Source organism: Haloactinopolyspora alba, assembly GCF_003014555.1.
Taxonomy (GTDB): domain Bacteria; phylum Actinomycetota; class Actinomycetes; order Jiangellales; family Jiangellaceae; genus Haloactinopolyspora; species Haloactinopolyspora alba.
This window is the reverse complement of record NZ_PYGE01000005.1, coordinates 224,596-243,011: the sequence shown is the minus strand read 5'-3', so window position 1 is coordinate 243,011 and position 18,416 is coordinate 224,596. Positions and strand designations below refer to the sequence as shown.

The following is an 18,416-nucleotide window of genomic DNA, read 5'->3' as shown; positions in this document are numbered from 1 at the left end:
CCGGCTCTGTCACCTGATCATCGTTACGTCACCTGATCGTCCTGTTGGGAGCGATCAGGTGACGTAACCACGGCAACCAGACGGACGTCGATCACCTGATCATGTCCAACATGCGATCGCCGGATGATCAGGTGACGAGTTCGCCACGCACGCCGCGCCGGCGTCACCTGATCACAACTACCGCCGGCGAGCCGAACCGGCACACGACCAGACACACGGAGACGGGCGGTTCAGCCGGCTCGGCGTTCGAACGCGGAGATCACCGCGACCTTGTCCGCCGAGGCGGAACCGTCGTCGAACGTGAGCCCCAGCCATTCGGTGGCCAGCAGGCGCGCGAGCTCGGGCCCGACAACACGGGAGCCCATGGTCAGCACCTGGCAGTTGTTCGACAGCACCGAGCGCTGCACCGAGTAGCTGTCGTGTGCCACGGTCGCGCGCACGTCCGGCACCTTGTTGGCCGCGATCGCCATGCCGATGCCGGTGCCGCACACCAGCAGTGCGCGGTCGGCCTCGCCGTCGGCCACCCGCTGCGCCGCCGCAAGTCCGACGTCGGGGTAGGTGCGCTCGTCCCCGGCGTCGTGCACGCCGAGATCGGTCACCACCTCGACCCGGTCGTCGCCGCGTAGAGCCTCGGCCAGCAGATCCTTCAGAGCCATCCCCGCGTCGTCGGCGCCGACCACGATCCGCCACTGCTGCTGTTCCGCCATCACTGCCGCACCTCGCTCGTCGCTGGCACATCACTCGTCCCGGGCACGGCAGCCGTGGTCGCGACCGCGCATGCGGCCAGCGACACGGCGCCCGGGTCGGCGGTGCCGTTGCTCCGGTCACCCAGCCGTGCCGCCCGGCCGCGCTGCGCGACCAGGTCGGCGGTCGCCGCGGCCGCGTCCTCAGCGGCGCGCGCGGCGCGCACCCACGCCTCGTGCACGTCCTCGCCGTCACCGACCGCCGCGGCGAACGTGTCGACCAGCGGACGCAGCGCGTCGACGAGAGTCTTGTCGCCGGGTTCGCTGCCGCCCAGGCGCACCACGGCCGCCTCGGCCTCGCGCAGCGCCCGCACCAGCAGCGCCGGGTCCGGCGTGTCGGGACCGGCTGCCTCGAGCACGTGGCCGGCCGTGGTGAGACCGCTGCCCCAAAGCGCGCCGGAGGCACCCCCGGCCGCGTCCGCGAAGGCCATGCCGGCGGCGACCAGCACGTCGGCGGCCGCCGGGCCGGACCGCCCGGCCGCCGTCACCGCGGCGTCGATTCCCCGGGTCATCGTCGTGCCGTGGTCACCGTCGGCCGCCACGGCGTCGAGGTCGCCGAGATGCTCCTCCAACTCAGCAAGCCGTACCGCTGCGGCGCCGAGCATCGCCCGCGCCGTCCGGCCGGACGGCGTCAGCTCGTCGTCGGCGACGACGGCGCGCGCGGAGTCCTCGGCCCCGGTGGCACCGAGCGGGCGCGGGCGCGCCGACTCCGGGGGCAGCTCGGCCGGTCGCTGGTACCCGGGCGTGGTCGCCGGCGCGGACAGCAGCCCTTCGAGCTCGTCGTCGGTCCACACGACCGTGACCGAGCACCCGGCCATGTCCATCGACGTGACGAACTCGCCGACCTCCGGCTCGGTCACCTCGACCCCGGCGGCGCCGAACGCGGCGACCACCGACCGGTGCAGCACGAACAGTTCCTCGTACTTCACCTGGCCCAGCCCGTTGACCAGCAACCGCGCCCGTCCCGCACCCTCGGGCCGTTCGGCCAGCAGGCGCTGCACCAGCTGGTCGGCGAGGTCCTCGGCCGACGTCCTGGGCACGCTGAGAATGCCGGGCTCGCCGTGGATGCCCAGCCCGACCACCATGGTGCCCTCGGGCACGGTGAACAACGGCTCCGTCCTGCCGGGCAGCGTGCAGCCGTCGAAGCCGACCCCGATGGTGCGGCACCGGTCGTTGCAGTGCCGCGCCACCCGCTCGACCTCGTCCAGGCCGGCGCCGCGGTGGGCAGCAGCCGCGGCGGCGCGGAACACGAAGAAGTCGCCGGCGATGCCGCGCCGCTCGTGTGCCCGCTCCGGCGGGGCCGACGCGATGTCGTCGGTGACCAGCACGATGCGCGCGTCGATGCCGTCGCGCGCCTTCGCCTGGTCGGCGGCGAGGCCGAAGTGCATGACGTCGCCGGCGTAGTTGCCGAACATCATCAGCACGCCGGCGCCGCCGTCGACCGCCCGGATGGTCCGGTAGGCCTGCTCGGCCGACGGGCTGGTGAAGATGTCACCGCAGACGGCGGCGTCGGCGAGGCCCGGACCGACGAGACCGGCGAACGTGGGGTAGTGCCCGGAGCCACCGCCCACGATCGTCGCCACCCGGCCCGGTTCGGCCGCGGTGACCGAGGCGACCGCGGAGGTCTCCGGCACCCGGCGGATGATCCGCGAGTACGCACCGACCAGGCCGTCGAGCGCCTCGTCCTTGAACGCGCGCCCGGAGTTGTACACGTACGTCATCGCAGCCGCTCCCCGCTGTCGTCGTCGAACAGGTACACCTGGCCGGCGTCGGCGGCGAAACGCAGCACGTCGCCTCCGGCCAGCCGTTCGTCCGCCGGCGTCTGCACGACGACCGGCTCGTCCACTCCCGGCACGTCGACGGTCGCCTGCCCGAACTCGAGCAGGTTCTCGTACACTCGGACCTCGCCCTCGAGCGCCGGCTGCTCGGCGCCGACGCCGGTGTGGCAGTCCTGCGGCCGCAGCCCCACGGTGACGGCCCGCCCGTCGGCCACGCCGGTCGCCGTCACCGGCAGCATGCCGGCGTCACCGACTCGCACGAATGTCTTCCCGCCGCTGCGCTGCACCACGCCGTCGACGAGGTTGATGTTCGGCTCGCCCACGAAGTCGGCGACGAACCGGTTGGCGGGATCGTCGAAGATCTCGTCCGGTGTGCCGAACTGCTGGATGACGCCGCCGTCCATGACCGCGATCCGGTCCGCCAGGCTCAGCGCCTCGAGCTGGTCGTGGGTGACGACGATGGTGGTGTAGCCGAACTCGCGCTGCAGCACCTTCAGCTCGCGCCGCACCCGCTGCCGTTGCGCCGCGTCCAGGTGCGACAGCGGCTCGTCCAGCAGCAGTACCGGAGGGTTGCGGATGAGCGCCCGCGCCAACGCGACGCGCTGCTTCTGCCCGCTGGACAGGTCGGCCGGCCGATGGTCCAGCAGCTCGGTCATTTCCAGCCGCGCGGCCAGCGTGTCCACCCGCTGGTCGGCGTCGCGAACCTTCCGCGCCCGCAGTCCGTACCGGAGGTTCTGGCGCACCGACAGCGGCGGGTAGAGCGCGTAGCTCTCGAAGCCCACGCCGACGTTGCGCTTGGCCGGTGGCAGATCCGCGACCGACGTCGCACCGATGCGGATGTCGCCGTCGGTCACCGTCTCGAGTCCGGCGACCAGTCGCAGCGTCGTCGTCTTGCCGCAGCCGGACGGGCCCAGCAGCGCCACCATCTCGCCGGGCTCGATGGACAGCTCGATGCCCTTCACGGCTTCGAACGAGGTCTTGCCCCGGCTGGTGTAGGTCTTGTGCAGCCGGTCGAGCACCAGACTCTGGGCGACCGTGTGCTGCGCAGATCCGTCGGTTCGGGTCAGTGTGCTCATGCCCGGTCCTCCTCGTCCGTCGCGCCGGCCAGCGAGCCGATCCGCGGGGTCTCCTCGCCGGACGCGCCGGCTTGGAAGACGTGCACCTGGTGGTTGGGGACGCTCAGCTCGACGGGCTCGCCCTCACCGGCCGCTCGTTCGGCGGAGGTCACCACGATGACCGGTGTCGAGCCCCCGACGTCCACGCTCACCTCGACCAGCCGGCCGAGACGTTCGACGAGCCCGACCCGGCCGCGCATGCGCAGTTCACCCGGGGCGCTGCGACCTGCGCCGGGACCGGCGACGGGATCAGCGTCGGGACCGGCGACGGCAGCAGCGTCCGGTGGCGCACCGGCCCCGGCCACCGCGACGTCCCGAGGGCGCAGCCCCAGCCGGACCCGCTGACCGGACGTGACCGCCAGCCCGGGGGGCACCGCCACGTCGACCGCGCCGTCGGCGCCGTGGATGCGGCCGTCGTCGACCACCGCGTCGAGCAGGGTGATCTCGGGCTGGCCGAACGCCTTCGCCACGAACGTGTCGGCGGGTGCGTTCCACACCTGCTCCGGCGCGCCGACCTGGACGATCCGGCCGTCGCGCAACACGCCGACCCGGTCGCCCAGCGCGAGGGCCTCCTGGTAGTCGTGCGTGACGTACACCGACGTCGTCTGCGACACCGCGCCCAGCTGCTTGAGCTCCGCGCGCATCGCGCTGCGCAGCTTGGCGTCCAGGTGCGACAGCGGCTCGTCCAGCAGGTACACGTCGGCGGGGCGTACCAGCACCCGTCCGAGCGCCACTCGCTGGCGCTGGCCGTTGGACAGCTCCTTGGGCAGCCGGTCGAGCAGGTGCGAGATGCCCAGCGTGCCGGTGACCGCGTCGACCCGGCGGCGCTGCTCCGCGTCGTCGTACCTGCCGGTGCGGCCCGAACGCAGCGGTGACGCGAGGTTGTCCAGAACGCTCTTCTGCGGATAGAGGGCGTAGCTCTCGAAGGCCATCGCCACGTTGCGCTCGTACGGCTCGACGCCGCTCATGTCGCGTCCGCCGATGGTGACGCTGCCGGCGTCGACCTCGATCAGCCCGGCGATGCTTTTCAGCGTGGTCGTCTTGCCCGCGCCCGAAGGGCCGAGCAGGACGAAGAACTCGCCGTCGTCGATGTCCAGGTCGACCGCGTCGATGCCGACGGTCGAGCCGTAACGCTTGCTCAGACCCGTGATGTCGAGGGTTGCCATCTAGGATTTCACCGCCCCGAAGGAGAGCCCGCGCACCAGGTATCGCTGGATGGTGAGCGCGAGGACGAGCGGCGGAAGCGCGGCGATGACCGCGGCGGCCGCCGTGAGGTTGTAGTACGCCTGCCCGCCCCCGCCGAGGAACTTCGTGATCGCCACGGTGACCGTCGACGCCTCACTCTCGGACAGCACCAGCGGGAAGATGTAGTTGTTCCAGGCGAAGATGAACGCCAGCAGCGTCGCGGCCGCGATACCGGGCCGGACCAGCGGCAGCGCCACCATGACGAACGCCCGCCTGCGGGTGTAGCCGTCGAGCAGTGCCGCGTGCTCGAGATCCTCCGGCAGGTCCTGGAAGTACGAGCGCAGGATCCACACCACCAGCGGCATGGTCACCAGCTGCAGCACCCAGATCATGCCGACCGTGGTGTCGAACAGCCCGATCTGGTTGTAGATGACGAACAGCGGCACGATGACCATCAACTCCGGCGCGAACCGGAAGGACAGGATGGTGAACATCAGGTCGTTGGAACCGCGGAAGCGCCACCGGCCGGCGGCGTAGGCGGCCGGGATACCGACCACGAGCGACACCAGCACGGCGCCGGCGCAGTTCAGCACGCTGGTGAGCAGCGCCGTGGGAAAGTCGACGCTGGTCAGCTCCTCACCACGGTCGCTGAGCACGGTGCCGAAGTTGTCCAGCGTGGGGCTGAACGAGAAGTACGTCGTCGTCTGCTCGGCGTCGGTCTTCAGCGCGAGCAGCACCAGCCAGACGATGGGGAACAGCGAGAACACGAACCACGCGAGCAGCGTGAGATCGGCGAGAATGGCCGACGGCGTGAACCGCTTCTGTCCCGGCATGAGCGTGGTGGCCATGTCAGCCCTCCGATCCCGCGGCGCGGCGTTGTGCCTTGCCGAGCGCGCTGACGAGGAAACGTGCGGTGATGAAGACGATCACCCAGAGCACGAACATGTAGGCGCTGCCGCGCGAGTAGTCGAGGTTGATGATCGAGTCCTCGTACGCGCCGATCTGCAGCGTGCGTGTCGCCAGCCCGGGCCCGCCTGCGGTAAGCACGTAGACGTGGTCGAAGATCTTCAGGTTGTCCATGAACCGGAAGATCACCGCGACCAGGATGTACGGCCACAGCATCGGCAGCTGCAGGGTGCGCAGCCGGAACCACCAGCCGGCACCGTCGACGTCGGACGCCTCGAACGGTTCCTTCGGCAGCGACCGCAGACCGGCCAGCACGAGGATGGCGACGAACGGTGTGAAGATCCAGATGTCGACCAGGATCACCGACCACAGCGCGTTGTCGGCGCTGAGCCAGTCGACGGAGTTGCCCAGGCCGAGGACGTAGTTCAGCACCCCGAACTGGGAGTTGTACATCAGGCTCCAGATCACGCCCGCGATGACCGGAGCGATCATCAGCGGCATGATCAGGACCTTCTCGAAGATCCGGCCGACCAGGCTCGCGCGGTTCAGCAGCAGCGCGATACCGACTCCGAGCACGGTCTCCACGCCGGTGGCGAGCAGCGCGAACATCATGGTGACCCGGACGCTGGTCCAGAACTGCTGGTCGCCGAGGATGCTGGAGAAGTTGTCGAGGCCGACGAAGTCCGGGGTCGGGTTGGCGGCGCCGTAGTTCAGCACCGAGTAGAAGGCGCCGACGCCGAACGGGTACAGGATGCCGACGGTCAGCAGCAGGGCCGGCAGCGCCAGCAGGTACGGCCGCGCCCCACGGCGCCACTGCGGCACCGGTTTGGTCGCACGGGTGCGCGGGCCCTCGGGGTCGGCGGATCTCGACTCGATGGGCGGACTGTTGTCCGGAAGCGTGTGCGTCACGGTACGGTCCCTTCGCAGGGCGGACGGTCCTTCAGAGATTGACCTTGGACGTGTTCGTGCGGGCCAGGCTGTCGAGCCGCTCCTGGGCGTCCGCGCCCCCGAAGATGTCCTGCACGGCCACCGCCCAGTCCTCGGTGGTGTCGAAGAACTTCGACTGCGGCGTGAACTGGATCGTCGAACTGTCGATGACGGTCTCGAACGACTCGAGGTACCCGGGGAACCCGCCGAGGGTCTGCTTGAACGCGCCGTCGAACACCGACTGCCGCACCGGGTCGGCGAACGCGCCCTGCTGCACGGCCGAGGTCATTGCCTCCTTGCCGGTGGCCCACTGCATGAACAGCCAGGCGGCCAGCTTGTTGCTGCTGACCGAGTTCATGGCCAGGCACCAGGTCCACAGGTTGGTGTCGTAGTTTCCGTCGGGACCGGCCGGGCCCGGGTGCCACCCGAGGTTGCCCGCTTCCGCGCTCGCGCCGGGCTGGTTCTTCGGGTAGGTCGCGCTGTCGGCGTCGTAGACCATCATGGCGGTGCCGTCGCCGAGGTCGTTGGTGCAGTCCGGGTAGGTGTACGTGGTCCAGCCGACCGGGCCCGCCCGGTGTGCGAGATCGACCCACTTGCGGACGAAGTCGACGGCCTCGGGGCTGTTCATCCGCGCCTGCAGCTCGCCGTCGACGAGTTCGTAGTCGACCGCTCCTTCACGGCTGTACTGGGTCATGAAGCCGGGGTGGATGGTCGCCCACGACTTCGAGCCGCGGAACGCCACCCCGTAGCGGTTCTCGGATCGGTCGGTGAGGTCGACGGCGAGCTGGATGAAGTTCTCGAAGTCGTCCGCCGGCTTGATGCCGCGGCGGTCGAAGTACGCCTTGTTGTAGGCGACGACGTTGTTCTCGAACCCCCACGGCAGTGCCCACTGACCGCCCTGACCGATGGGCGAGCCGAGCTGGAAGTCCCACTTCGTCGCGTCGCGCAGGCCCTGGAAGATGTCCTCGAAGTCGTACTCGGCGTTGGTGGCCGCCGAGTTCTCGATCCACGGGCCGAGATCCTCCAGCCAGCCGGGCGGGCCGTACTGCCAGATGAAGTACGCGCCCAGCATGAACACGTCGTGTGCTCCGGTGGCGCCGGCCAGCTCGATGTTGAGCTTGGTGTAGTAGTCCGCCTCCGGCACCAGGTCGACCTCGAGCTCGATGCCGGTAAGCTCGGTGAACTCGGCGAGCAGCGGCTGGAAGCTCTTCTGGTACGGGTGCGGGGTCTGCAACAGCCGCAGCGTCGTTCCTTCGGCCGCGCGCCAGTCGAACGAGCCGGTGACGGCGCTCGCGCCGTTCTCGGCCTCGACGGCGGGTGCGATGGCGCACGACGACAGCGCCGACGGCACTCCGACGGACAGCCCGGTCAGGCCCGCGGCCTGCAGGAACCGTCGCCGGCTCAGGTCCGGCGCGCCCGGCCGGGCGGCGCCCTGTGGGCGGTATCGGGGCATGGCGTCCTCCTCGTCGTGAAGTGATCAGCGGGGCAGCAACGAGACCTTGATGGACTCGGTGCCCGACGCGACCAGGTCGAGCCCGTCCTGGAACCGGTCGAGGGGAAGCTGGTGGGTGCAGATCTCGTCCATCGGCAGCCCGCCGGACTCGATCATCCGGATCGCGGCCGGCCAGCAGCCGGGGCCGAGGTGCGCACCGAGGACGTCGAGTTCCTTGTCGTCGCTGATGATGCTCCAGTCGACGGTCACGTCGTCCTTGAAGACGCTGTACTCGACGTAGGTGCCCAGCTTGCGCAGCAGGCCGAGGCCCTGCGCGACGGCAGACGGGTGGCCGGTGCCCTCGAGGTAGACGTCCGCACCGTAACCCTCGGTGAGACTGCGCACCACGGCCTCGGCGTCGTCGGTGCCGATGTTCACCGTGACGTCGGCGCCGCACTTCGCCGCGAGCTCGAGCTTGCCCGGTTCGAGGTCCAGTGCCACGACGTGCTGCGGTGACCGAGCGCTCGCGCCGGCGATCATGCCGAGCCCGATGGGCCCGCACCCGGCCACGACGACCACGTCCCCGAAGCGGATGTTCGCCCGTTCGACGGCGTGCAGCGCGCACGACAGCGGCTCGGCGAACGCCGCGTGGGCCGGCGGCAGGTCGCTGCTGACCTTGTGCACCAGGGCTTCGGGCGGGAATGTCATGTACGGGGCCATCGCACCGGGGGTCCGGCGCTTGAACCCGTACATGCCGTGCGGCGCGCACATCCAGTACTCGCCGCGCTGGCAGTAGCGGCACTCCCAGCACGGGACGATCTGCTCGGAGACCACCCGGTCGCCGACCTCGACACCCCACCGGGCGCGGGCCTCGTCGTCGAGCTCGACCACGACACCGGTGAACTCGTGGCCGGGGACGACCTCGGTCTCGGCCCAGGCCGGACGGTTGTCGTCGCCCCAGAACTTGGCGGCGCCGTGGTAGCACTTCAGGTCGCTCGCGCAGATGCCCACGGCCTCGACCCGGACCAGCGCTCCACCGTCGGGGACGGACGGGACCGGAACCTCCTCGAGGCGGTAGTCCCGCGGTCCGTGGCAGACGACTGCCTGCATCGTCTCGGGCAACTGTCCCGCCGTGGCGGCGGGCGGTGCGGTAGCGGGGTTCGTCACGGTGACCTCCTCGGCCACGTCCGGATCGCGGAGGCGATCTCACGTCGCTGTAACGCGGGCCACACTAGACCGGCTCGGAAATTCTGTCCAGAACTTCTGTTCACTGAATTTTTGGGTAGAGTGTTTGTTCAGCGCCGGTCCTCGGCGCCGTCGACTCGCAGCCTGGACTCATGAACAGATCAGACTCGAACTCCGATGAACCGGCGACGCGGTTCTCCGTCGACCTGATGTACGCCGCGGCCCGGCTCTACTACCTCGAGGACGCCAACCAGGCCGACGTGGCCAAACAGCTCGGCACCAGCCGCGCGACGGTCAGCCGGCTGCTGTCCGAGTCGCGTCGTCGCGGGATCGTGCGCATCGAGGTCGTCCCGCCCGAGCACACCTCCGAGAACGACCTCGCCGCCGACACCGCCCGCGCGCTCGGCATCGACGCGGTGTACCTGTCGTCGTCCACCGCCGCCGGGCACCTCGGAGCCTCGCTGGCGCCGCCGTTGTCCACCGCGCTCGACTCGGTCGACTGGTCACCCGGCGACGTGCTGCTGGTCTCCTCCGGGCGCTCGGTCTACGAGGCCGCGCAGTTCGAGCTGCCGTCGCTGCCGGGCGTGCTGGTGGCGCCCACCGTCGGCGGACAGGACGATCCCGAGGCCTGGTACCAGACGAACGAGATCACCAGAACCGTGGCCGCCGAGGTCGGCGGTCGCCCGGTGTTCCTGTACGCACCAGCGTTACCGAGCCCCGACCTGTTCGCGAGCCTGCAGGACGAGCCGTCGTTCCGCCGCATCGTCGACCTGTGGCACACCGCCAAGTGCGCCGTCGTCGGCATCGGCGCTCCCCCGGCCACCCGCACCTCGCTGCCGGCGTTCGTGCCGACCGACACGGCCGACGTGCGCGAGGCCGTCGGCGACGTCTGCTCACGTTTCTACGACCGCGACGGCGCCCCGGTCGCGTTCCCCGGCAGCGACCGGCTGGTGGCCGCCGGGCTGGACGTGCTGCGCGAGACGCCAGTGGTCGTCGCGGTCGCCGCCGGGCAGGAGAAGGTCGAGGGCATCGCCACGGCGGCCCGGGCCGGGTACTTCAATCGGCTGGTCACCGACCCCGCCACCGCCGAGCTGCTGGTCACGGCCACCCCGTCGGTCGAGGACACCGTTCCCGGCTGATCGGGCCGCCTCATGCCGCCCAGCATGGCTGATCGCAGCCGATGGTGCCTGCCTGTCGAGATCTCTTTCGGATCCATCCAGCACTGTTCTAGAATCGCACACATGACGATCGGTGAGCGCGTGACGGAGGCGCGCACTGAGTCTGGACTGACTCAGTCGCAGCTGGCAGCTACGGTGAGTCTCGATCGCAGTGCGCTTGCGAAGATCGAGACCGATACGCGGCGCGTCACCGCAGTGGAGCTTGTCGCGATCGCCCGGGAACTGGGCCGTCGTGTCGAGTGGTTCGTCGACCCCGGTCCGCAGCCGATCATCTCGTATCGCCAGTCGAAGGATCGCGCAGCCACGCAGCAGATCGACACTGAGCTGGATCGAATCGTCCGCGATGTCGAGTTCGTCGTTGACCAGACGTCCGGGTTGATCTCGAACCCACCGGAAGAGGCACGGCCACCTGCAACGCTGGCTGAGGCGGACGCACTCGCGATGACGACACGCGGTCTCCTTGGACTGTCCCCCGACGAGCCAGCTCACAACCTGTCCCAGCTCGTGACAACGATCGGTCTACTGCCTTTCGCGATCCACCTCACCACCGGAGCGGACGCCGGAACCGTACTACTCGACGAGGGCGGCGTCAGCGTCGTCAATGGCGACCTGCATGTCGGGCGTCGGCGCCTCGCACTCGCGCACGAACTGGGGCACTATCTGATCGCCGACCCCTACACCACCGATTGGCGGGTCGACGCAGCCGACTCCGAAGCGCTCGAGGCGCGCCTCGATCGCTTCGCGCGCGCCGTTCTCCTGCCGGAAGCGGATCTACGGAATCGGTGGGCGCAGTGGGCCGCTATCGCGGACGATTCATTGCGAGACACAGCGATTCGCGCCGGAAGTCATTATCGGGTGGACATGGCCACCCTTGCTCGCCGCCTCGCCGAGACAGGCCTGGTGGACGCACAAGAGGCAGACGATGTTCGACGTGCACGGACGAAGAAGGCAGACATCGTGGAGAAGAACCTCGTGGTCCCGCACGAGCTGGAACCGGTGTCACTCCCTCGGGTGTACGAACAAGCCGTCCTCCGCCTGTACCGGCGTGAAACCGTGACGAGCGATCGTGCGCTCGGGCTCCTTCTCGGGACGTTCGACCAGGACGGCCTTCCCGATCTTCCTGCGATCCCAGACCCGGGAGCCGAGATCTGGGCCATCACCTCATGACCGTGGACCACCAGAGTGCCTATGTGCTCGACACCGGTCCATTGAGCCACTTCGCCCGAAGCCAATGGCTCGGCGTACTCAAAGCGATCCTTGGCGATGTGCAGGTGCTCGTCCCCGATGTCGTGGCGGCTGAGTTGACCAACGGGTGCACTCAGCACGTGCATCTGAAGGCCGTCATCGAAGCGGAATGGATCGACGTCGTTGCGTTGGACAGCCCAGAGCAACTGGCCGCGTTCGCCTACTACGAACAGCGGCTGGTTGGACCCGGCCGACGCAACATCGGAGAGTGCGGCGTTCTCGCACTGGCCGAGACGATGGCGGACGCAGTAGCCGTGGTCGACGACCGCGTGGCTGTACAGGTCGCGACCAAACGCGGCGTCACGATACGACGCACGCTCGGGTTGTTGTGCGAGGCGATCAGGAAGGATCTGCTGACTGTTCCGCTGGTCTCGGCGATTGCCGACGATCTCATGAAGGACAAGTACCGACTCCCGTTCGGGCCAGGAGGGTTCGCGCGTTGGGCTGAGGAACAGGGGCTCACATGAGCCCGGCACCACATGGTGCCAGATCAGGTGCGGCTGCTCTCGTCACGCAGCCATGTGCGATCCCCTTCGCGGACCGCCCGCCGCGCCCGTAGCCGCGCCAGCGCTGCCGTCGCGGCGAACAGAGCGACCTTCGGCGTCGATGCAGGACGCCGTGCGGCGAGCCGGGCCAGGTCGGACAGTCCGGTCCGGGGCGCCGGCCGCGCACCCGGCGCAACCGGCGCACCCAGTGCGAGTTCCGCGTTGCCGGTCATTGCCCGCACCCGGCGGCGCATCAGGTCGGCGTACGTCCGCGGCGGGTGGACCACCACCCGCGCGCCGGGCGCGACCAGCCGCTCGTCAGCGCCGAACGCCACCGTCACCATCAGGTCGTCGGACATCACGTCGCGCCAGCCACCCAGCCGCGCGTGTCCCGCTTCGCCGACGGCCACCACACCGCGGCCGAACAGTTCGTCGCGGACGGCGGGCAGCCGCTGCCACACGTCGTAGTACCAGCGCACCCGCATCTCGGCCCCGCCCATCGGCAGCACCCGGACCGGCCCCGCGGCCAGCACACCCGGGCGAGTGACCGCCTCGCTCAGCGCTCGGACGTCGGCGGCGCCGAGCACCACGTCCGCGTCGACGTACAGCCGCGGAAACGAGGTCGCGGCCTCGTCACCGAGACGCAGCGCCGCGCTCTTCGAGGGCACCGGAGTCTCGAGCACGCGCACGCCGGTGAACCCGGCAGCCACCTGGGCCGTCGCGTCGGTGCAGCCGTTGGCCACCACGACGACGTCCAGCTCACCCGGCCGCGCGTCGGCGAACAGAGCGGTCAGCAGCCGGCCCAGGACGCGTTCTTCGTTGTGGGCAGGCACGACGATGCTGGTCACCGAGCAAGTATCAGGCCGGTGGCCCTCCGGCGCCAGACCCCTCCGGCCACGCCGCGGCGCCAGAGCCGTCCAGCAGCGCCGCGACGGCGTCGGCCGCGGTGGCGACGTCCCCGACGCCCAGCAGCCAGCCGTGCGCCGACCCCGCCAGCCGTGCCGCCGCCTGCCACGCCCGGGCGCCGTGGACGTAGTGGTTGAAGGACGCCGCCAGCACCTCGCGCAGCACGTCACCGGCGGCGACCGGTACCGGCGGCGCCGCCCCACCGTCGCGGCGGGCCAGCACGACGTGCGCCACCTCGACGGACGAACGCACCGGCGCCGCGCCGAGTGCCGCGGCCGCGACCGCCGTCTTCCCGGCCCCCACGGCCGCGACCCCCTCCGCCCCGTCGGCCCCGTCGAGCCCGAGCGTCGCCGCCGACCACGGCGTCAGCATCAGCGGACGGGGCCAGCCGGTCACGGTGCCGGTGTCCAGGTCGACGGCGACGAGCTCGTCGCTCAGGTAGTCGAAGCCCTGCTGCAGACAGGCCGCCGTCAGCGTGCTCTTGCCCTGCCCGGACGCACCGGGGAAGAGCACCGCGCGCCCGTCCCGGACGACCGCTCCCGCGTGCAGCAGCAGGCCCCGCGCGGGCTCGACCGCGGCCCGCGCGACGGCCGCCAGCACCGTCTCGACACCGGACGGACCGGCGTCACCGAGGTCGACGACTCGCTCGGCGGGCGCGTCGTCGGGGGTGAGCACGTCACCGAGGACCGAGCGCAGCGCCGTGGTGTCGGCGCCGACGACCTCGATCGACACGCCGGCGACCTCGACGACGAGCCGTCCGCTCACCCCGGCGCCGTCGCGACGAGATCGTGCCCGGACAACGTGTCGAGCGCGGACTCGACATCGGTGCGCACGACCTCGGGATCGGCCCCGTAGGAGCTGGCGAGCAGCGCGGCGATGTCCGCGGCCGAACGGTGCCCGTCGATCAGGCGCCAGACGTCGCTGGCCGTCGTGTTCAGCACCAACGCGGTCTGCGTCGGCTCGTGGAAGAGCGTGATCTCGCCGTCGATCTCGAGTTCCCGCACGGACGTCGCGGCCACTGGCACGGAGCTGGCTCTGATCACCCGGTCATGGTAACGAGCGACGATTCGCGCGGTACGGCGAATTCAGGAGAGACAGATCGGGCATTTCCCGCTATTATCTCGCCATTCGCACGGGGGGCGTGCGAATGGCCGAGATGTTGGGGCGTTGCTTTATGCAGCAGAACCGTTCCACAGACATGAGCCGACGGGCGATGCTTGCCAGGGGGGCCGCACTCGGCGGCGCAGCGTGGGCCGTACCGACGGTCACGACGATCGCGTTGACCCCGGCGACCGCCGCCTCGCCCAGCGGCGAACCACCCGAGCCGCCGGAACCCCCGGAACCGCCGGAGCCGACCGAGCCGCCGGAGGATCACGAGCCCACGCACGAGCCGGAGCCTCCTGAGCAGGACCACCCCCGGCCGGACAAGCCCGGCAGACCCGACAGACCCGGTGAGCCCGACAGTGAGCCGACGGCCGTGAAGCCGCCCGATCACGACGAGCCCTGGAAGCCGGACTCGCCGGACCGGGAGACGACCGCGGGCGAGCTGCCGGACACGGGCGTCGGTGACGTCACCCGCACGCTGGCGCTCGGCGGCGCGCTGGCTGCGGGAGGTGCCGTGCTCTACGGCGCAGCGCGTTCGGCACGCGAGCAGCCCGAGCAGGACGGATCGGGCATGTGACGCACGCCGCCCGCCAAGCGGCGGGCAACTGTGAACGTCATCGGGGCCTGGGGGGCATATGAAGGTCTTCGGCGTGTCGACATCCGCCGCCGCGGCGCGCGGATCACCACGCGTGCTCGTCGTCGTGCAGAACATCCCGGTCCGCATCGACCGGCGCGTGCGTTCCGAGTGCCGGGCGCTGCTCGACGCCGGCTACGGCGTCACCGTCGTCTGCCCGAAGGAGCACCCGGACGAGCCGGACCGGCACGAGCTCGACGGCGTCGTCGTCCGCTCGTACCCGCCGCCGCCGTCGACGTCCGGGCCGCTGAGCTACCTGGTCGAGTTCGTCGTGTGCTGGCTGCGCACCGCCAGGTTGTCGGTGCGGGTCGCGCGCGCCGAGGGGTTCGACGTGCTGCAGGCGTGCAACCCACCGGACACGTACTGGCTGCTCGGCCTCGCGTGGAAGGCTCGCGGCAAGCGGTTCGTGTACGACCAGCACGACCTGTGCCCCGAGGTGTACGAGGCCAGGTTCGGCCGCCGCGGCCCGCTGTACCGCGTGCTGCGGTGGCTGGAACGCGCCACGTACGCGGTCGCCGACCGCGTCGTCAGCCCGAACCCGTCGTACCGAGAGGTCGCGTTGCGGCGCGGCCGGGTCCCGGCAGCGCGCTGCACCGTGGTCATGAGCACACCGGACCCGGCGGCGATGATCCGCGGCCGGGAACATCCCGAGCTGCGCGCCGGCCGCACGTACCTGGCCTGCTACGTCGGCATCATGGGCCCGCAGGACGGGGTGGATCGGCTGCTCGACGCCATCGCCCACTACGTGCACGTGCTCGGCCGCGACGACTGCCGGTTCGCCCTGCTCGGCTACGGCGACAGCCTCGACGACCTGCGACGGCAGGCCACCCGCCTCGGCATCGACCACCGGGTGACGTTCACCGGCCGCATCGATCAGGACGAGCTGGGCCGCTGGCTGTCGACCGCCGACATCGGCGTCACGCCGGACCCGCCGTGCGAGTTCAACCACCGCTCCACCATGAACAAGACCCTCGAGTACATGGCGCACGAGGTCGCCGTCGTCGCCACCGACCTGCGCGAGACGATGCGCTGCGCCGGGCCCGCCGCGGTGTACGTGCCCGACGGCGAGCCGGTCGCGATGGCGGAAGCGTTCGCGGAACTGCTGGACGATCCGGTGCGGCGCAAGACCATGGGCGCGGCCGGGCGGGACCGGATCGAGACCGACTTCGCCTGGGCCGACCAGGCGCGCGGCTACGTCGGCGTGTACGACGAGCTGACGGCCGCACCCGCTCCAGTGCGAGGTGTCGCGTCATGAACGTGTTCTCGTGCCCCGCGTGCGACGGGTTCGCGCTCGAGGATTTCCACACCGTCGAGCACGTCCCGGCGAACAGCTGCCTGATGCTCGACGACCCGGTATCGGCGCGCGCGTTCCCCACCGGCGACGTACGCCTTGCCGTCTGCCTGGACTGCGGCTTCGTCACCAACACGGCGTTCGAGCCGTCGCTGACCACGTACGGCACCGATTACGAGGAGTCGCAGGCCTGCTCCGCGCTGTTCCGTGACTACATCACCGACCTGTCCGCGACGTGGGTCGAACGCTACGGGCTGGCCGGCGGCACCGTCGTCGAGATCGGCTGCGGCAAGGGCGACTTCCTCGCCACCATGGTCCGGGCGGGCGCCGGTCACGGCATCGGCATCGACCCCGCGCTGCGCCCGGACCGCGTCGAGGCCGGTGTCCGCGACCGGACCAGCTGGATCACCGGGACGTTCCCCGAGGACTACCCGCGGCTGGACGCCGACGGCGTCGTCTGTCGGCACACCCTCGAACACATCGGCGACGTGGGCACCTGGCTGGGAACCGTGCGGGCGGCCATCGGCGAGCGCACCGACTCGGTGGTGCTGTTCGAGGTCCCGGACGCGCTACGGGTGCTGCGTGAGGGCGCCTTCTGGGACGTCTACTACGAGCACTGCTCGTACTTCTCGGCCGGCTCGCTCGAACGGCTGTTCCGGCACTGCGGGTTCGACCCGGTGGGTGTCCGCACGACCTACGACGACCAGTACCTCGTCGTCGAGGCGCGTCCGGCGGCACGCACCCCGCCGCGCCCGGACATGCCGCCCGACCGTGACGACGTCCTCGCCGCCACCCGCCGGTTCGCCGCACGCATGGACGAGGCGCGGGCGCACTGGCGAGGCCGTATCCGGAAGGTGGCCGAGTCCGGGGGAACGACCGTCGTCTGGGGGGCCAGCTCGAAGGCGGTCGCGTTCCTCGCGGTTCTCGGCAAGGACTCCGAGCACGTTGCCGCGGCCGTCGACATCAACCCGCACAAACAGGGCCGGTACCTCGCCGGCAGCGGTCACCGGGTCGTCGCCCCGGACGAGCTGCCCACGATCGACCCCGACCTGGTCGTCGCCATGAACCCGACCTATCTGACCGAGATCGGCCACGATCTCGGCACGCTACGGCTGTCCGCCACCCTGGAGGCTCTGTGACCATCGGCCGATGCCCGGCGTGCGGCGGCGACCGGCTGAAGGCCGTCGCCGACCTCGGCAACACGCCCGTGCTGAACGGCGTCATGTTCGACGACCCGGCTTCGGCGCGCTCCGCGACGCAGGGCCGGCTGGACCTGTACGGCTGCCTGGACTGCGCGCACGCGGTCAACGTCGCCTTCGACCCGGGCCTGATCGACTACGACGCCGAGTACGACAACTCGCTGCACTTCTCGCCCACGTTCCGCGCCTACGCCGACGACCTGGCCGCACGGCTGGTGGACGCCTACGCGCTGCGCGAGGCACGGATCGTCGAGATCGGCTCCGGCAAGGGCGACTTCCTCGAGTCGATCACGAAGCTCTGCGGCGGACACGGCGTCGGGTACGACCCCAGTACGATGCCCGACCGCGAGATCCCGAACGTGACGCTGGTCGGTGACTACTACCGTCCCGGGCAGGACGTGGAACCGTACGACCTGCTGGTGTGCCGGCACGTCCTGGAGCACCTCGACGACCCGGAGTCGGTGCTGCGCTCACTTCGAGCCGCCGCACCCGAGGGATCGGTGCACTACTTCGAGGTTCCCGCCGCCGAGTTCGACTTCGGACCGGCCGGCATGTGGGACTTCATCTACCCGCACGTGTCGTACTTCTCCGCCGGGTCGCTGCGGTGGCTGCTGAACCGGTGCGGGTTCGACGTGGTCGCGTCGGGCCGCGCGTTCTCCGATCAGTTCCTGTGGGTCGAGGCCAGGCCCGCCGCGCACGAGGCCGCACCGGGCGCCGTGCCGCCGGACCCGGCCGAGCACCTGGCGTTGCTGGACGAATTCGCCGCGCGGCACGAGTCCCAGGTGTCCCGTTGGCGCCAGCACATCGCGCGGGCGATGGGCCAGGGCGCACGCGCGGCCCTGTGGGGAGCCGGTTCGAAGGGCGTGAGCTTCCTCAACGCCGTCGACGACGGCACCGAACTGGCCGTCGTCGACCTGAACGACCGAAAGTGGGGCCGCTACCTGCCCGGGACCGGGCACCGCGTCACCGCACCGGACGACCTCGGCCGTGACGTCACCGAGGTCCTGATCACCAACCCCGCGTACGCGCCCGAGATCTCCCGGCACCTCGGCGAGCTCGGCATCGACGCGGACGTCGTCGCGGTGTGAGGACGGAGGAGGACC

The 18,416-nt window shown here is 70.6% G+C and carries 18 protein-coding genes; 7 read left to right on the top strand and 11 right to left on the bottom strand.

Annotated elements, in window-relative coordinates:
* Positions 1-230: 230 nt before the first annotated feature.
* From CLV30_RS09465 to CLV30_RS09430, 8 genes are all read right to left on the bottom strand, one after another.
* The gene (locus CLV30_RS09465) at positions 231-707 is read right to left on the bottom strand and encodes a ribose-5-phosphate isomerase (RefSeq protein WP_106536945.1); all 477 of its coding nucleotides are present in this window, start codon (positions 705-707) and stop codon (positions 231-233) included.
* Positions 707-2,464: a dihydroxyacetone kinase family protein gene (locus CLV30_RS09460; protein WP_106536944.1), complete on the bottom strand. Its 1,758-nt coding sequence runs from the start codon at positions 2,462-2,464 to the stop codon at positions 707-709. The genes CLV30_RS09465 and CLV30_RS09460 overlap by 1 nt, the downstream gene beginning before the upstream one ends.
* Positions 2,461-3,597, bottom strand: coding sequence for an ABC transporter ATP-binding protein (locus tag CLV30_RS09455; RefSeq protein ID WP_106536943.1), 1,137 nt, complete (start codon positions 3,595-3,597; stop codon positions 2,461-2,463). The genes CLV30_RS09460 and CLV30_RS09455 overlap by 4 nt, the downstream gene beginning before the upstream one ends.
* Positions 3,594-4,802 carry an ABC transporter ATP-binding protein gene (locus CLV30_RS09450; protein ID WP_106536942.1) on the bottom strand — a complete coding sequence of 403 codons (1,209 nt, stop codon included), beginning with the start codon at positions 4,800-4,802 and terminating at the stop codon, positions 3,594-3,596. The genes CLV30_RS09455 and CLV30_RS09450 overlap by 4 nt, the downstream gene beginning before the upstream one ends.
* Entirely contained in the window at positions 4,803-5,669 is an 867-nt protein-coding gene (locus CLV30_RS09445; RefSeq protein WP_106536941.1) for a carbohydrate ABC transporter permease, read from the bottom strand.
* 1 nt (position 5,670) lies between these two features.
* Positions 5,671-6,603, bottom strand: coding sequence for a carbohydrate ABC transporter permease (locus tag CLV30_RS09440; RefSeq protein WP_420841995.1), 933 nt, complete (start codon positions 6,601-6,603; stop codon positions 5,671-5,673).
* Positions 6,604-6,667: 64 nt separating this feature from the next.
* Positions 6,668-8,107, bottom strand: a complete 1,440-nt coding sequence (locus CLV30_RS09435; protein WP_106536940.1) for an ABC transporter substrate-binding protein — start codon at positions 8,105-8,107, stop codon at positions 6,668-6,670.
* Positions 8,108-8,131: 24 nt separating this feature from the next.
* A complete protein-coding gene (locus tag CLV30_RS09430; protein ID WP_106537034.1) occupies positions 8,132-9,196 on the bottom strand; it encodes an alcohol dehydrogenase catalytic domain-containing protein in 1,065 nt (354 codons plus the stop codon).
* Between the two features lie 227 nt (positions 9,197-9,423).
* Between CLV30_RS09430 and CLV30_RS09425 the strand changes: the two genes are divergently transcribed.
* The 3 genes from CLV30_RS09425 (at position 9,424) to CLV30_RS09415 (ending at position 12,161) form a co-directional block, all read left to right on the top strand.
* A complete protein-coding gene (locus CLV30_RS09425; protein ID WP_106536939.1) occupies positions 9,424-10,410 on the top strand; it encodes a sugar-binding transcriptional regulator in 987 nt (328 codons plus the stop codon).
* A gap of 102 nt (positions 10,411-10,512) precedes the next feature.
* The gene (locus CLV30_RS09420; RefSeq protein WP_106536938.1) at positions 10,513-11,616 is read left to right on the top strand and encodes a helix-turn-helix domain-containing protein; all 1,104 of its coding nucleotides are present in this window, start codon (positions 10,513-10,515) and stop codon (positions 11,614-11,616) included.
* A complete protein-coding gene (locus tag CLV30_RS09415) occupies positions 11,613-12,161 on the top strand; it encodes a PIN domain-containing protein (protein WP_106536937.1) in 549 nt (182 codons plus the stop codon). The genes CLV30_RS09420 and CLV30_RS09415 overlap by 4 nt, the downstream gene beginning before the upstream one ends.
* A gap of 23 nt (positions 12,162-12,184) precedes the next feature.
* On the opposite strand, the gene CLV30_RS09410 is transcribed toward CLV30_RS09415, so the two are convergent.
* From CLV30_RS09410 to CLV30_RS09400, 3 genes are read right to left on the bottom strand one after another with little or no spacing between them, the layout of a single operon-like run.
* A complete protein-coding gene (locus CLV30_RS09410) occupies positions 12,185-13,027 on the bottom strand; it encodes a glycosyltransferase family 2 protein (RefSeq protein WP_106536936.1) in 843 nt (280 codons plus the stop codon).
* 10 nt (positions 13,028-13,037) lie between these two features.
* Entirely contained in the window at positions 13,038-13,850 is an 813-nt protein-coding gene (locus tag CLV30_RS25955; protein WP_146154791.1) for a hypothetical protein, read from the bottom strand.
* On the bottom strand, positions 13,847-14,128 hold the full coding sequence (locus tag CLV30_RS09400) for a PqqD family protein (RefSeq protein ID WP_165358600.1): 282 nt from the start codon (positions 14,126-14,128) through the stop codon (positions 13,847-13,849). Before CLV30_RS09400 ends, CLV30_RS25955 begins: the two co-directional genes overlap by 4 nt.
* Before the next feature lie 155 nt (positions 14,129-14,283).
* Here CLV30_RS09400 and CLV30_RS09395 point away from each other — a divergent pair, with 155 nt between their 5' ends.
* From CLV30_RS09395 to CLV30_RS09380, 4 genes are all read left to right on the top strand, one after another.
* Positions 14,284-14,766 carry an LPXTG cell wall anchor domain-containing protein gene (locus tag CLV30_RS09395; protein WP_129710998.1) on the top strand — a complete coding sequence of 161 codons (483 nt, stop codon included), beginning with the start codon at positions 14,284-14,286 and terminating at the stop codon, positions 14,764-14,766.
* Positions 14,767-14,839: 73 nt separating this feature from the next.
* Entirely contained in the window at positions 14,840-16,078 is a 1,239-nt protein-coding gene (locus CLV30_RS09390; protein ID WP_205740805.1) for a glycosyltransferase family 4 protein, read from the top strand.
* Positions 16,075-17,253, top strand: coding sequence for a class I SAM-dependent methyltransferase (locus CLV30_RS09385; RefSeq protein WP_106536932.1), 1,179 nt, complete (start codon positions 16,075-16,077; stop codon positions 17,251-17,253). The genes CLV30_RS09390 and CLV30_RS09385 overlap by 4 nt, the downstream gene beginning before the upstream one ends.
* Positions 17,250-18,401, top strand: a complete 1,152-nt coding sequence (locus CLV30_RS09380; RefSeq protein WP_106536931.1) for a class I SAM-dependent methyltransferase — start codon at positions 17,250-17,252, stop codon at positions 18,399-18,401. The genes CLV30_RS09385 and CLV30_RS09380 overlap by 4 nt, the downstream gene beginning before the upstream one ends.
* Positions 18,402-18,416: the final 15 nt, after the last annotated feature.

Coding starts and splice junctions, on each gene's coding strand:
- CLV30_RS09465 (WP_106536945.1), bottom strand. CDS start 707: ATGGCGGAACAGCAGCAGTGGCGGATCGTGGTCGGCGCCGACGACGCG.
- CLV30_RS09450 (WP_106536942.1), bottom strand. CDS start 4,802: ATGGCAACCCTCGACATCACGGGTCTGAGCAAGCGTTACGGCTCGACC.
- CLV30_RS09435 (WP_106536940.1), bottom strand. CDS start 8,107: ATGCCCCGATACCGCCCACAGGGCGCCGCCCGGCCGGGCGCGCCGGAC.
- CLV30_RS09415 (WP_106536937.1), top strand. CDS start 11,613: ATGACCGTGGACCACCAGAGTGCCTATGTGCTCGACACCGGTCCATTG.
- CLV30_RS09445 (WP_106536941.1), bottom strand. CDS start 5,669: ATGGCCACCACGCTCATGCCGGGACAGAAGCGGTTCACGCCGTCGGCC.
- CLV30_RS09395 (WP_129710998.1), top strand. CDS start 14,284: ATGAGCCGACGGGCGATGCTTGCCAGGGGGGCCGCACTCGGCGGCGCA.
- CLV30_RS09455 (WP_106536943.1), bottom strand. CDS start 3,597: ATGAGCACACTGACCCGAACCGACGGATCTGCGCAGCACACGGTCGCC.
- CLV30_RS09420 (WP_106536938.1), top strand. CDS start 10,513: ATGACGATCGGTGAGCGCGTGACGGAGGCGCGCACTGAGTCTGGACTG.
- CLV30_RS09385 (WP_106536932.1), top strand. CDS start 16,075: ATGAACGTGTTCTCGTGCCCCGCGTGCGACGGGTTCGCGCTCGAGGAT.
- CLV30_RS09425 (WP_106536939.1), top strand. CDS start 9,424: ATGAACAGATCAGACTCGAACTCCGATGAACCGGCGACGCGGTTCTCC.
- CLV30_RS09460 (WP_106536944.1), bottom strand. CDS start 2,464: ATGACGTACGTGTACAACTCCGGGCGCGCGTTCAAGGACGAGGCGCTC.
- CLV30_RS09430 (WP_106537034.1), bottom strand. CDS start 9,196: ATGCAGGCAGTCGTCTGCCACGGACCGCGGGACTACCGCCTCGAGGAG.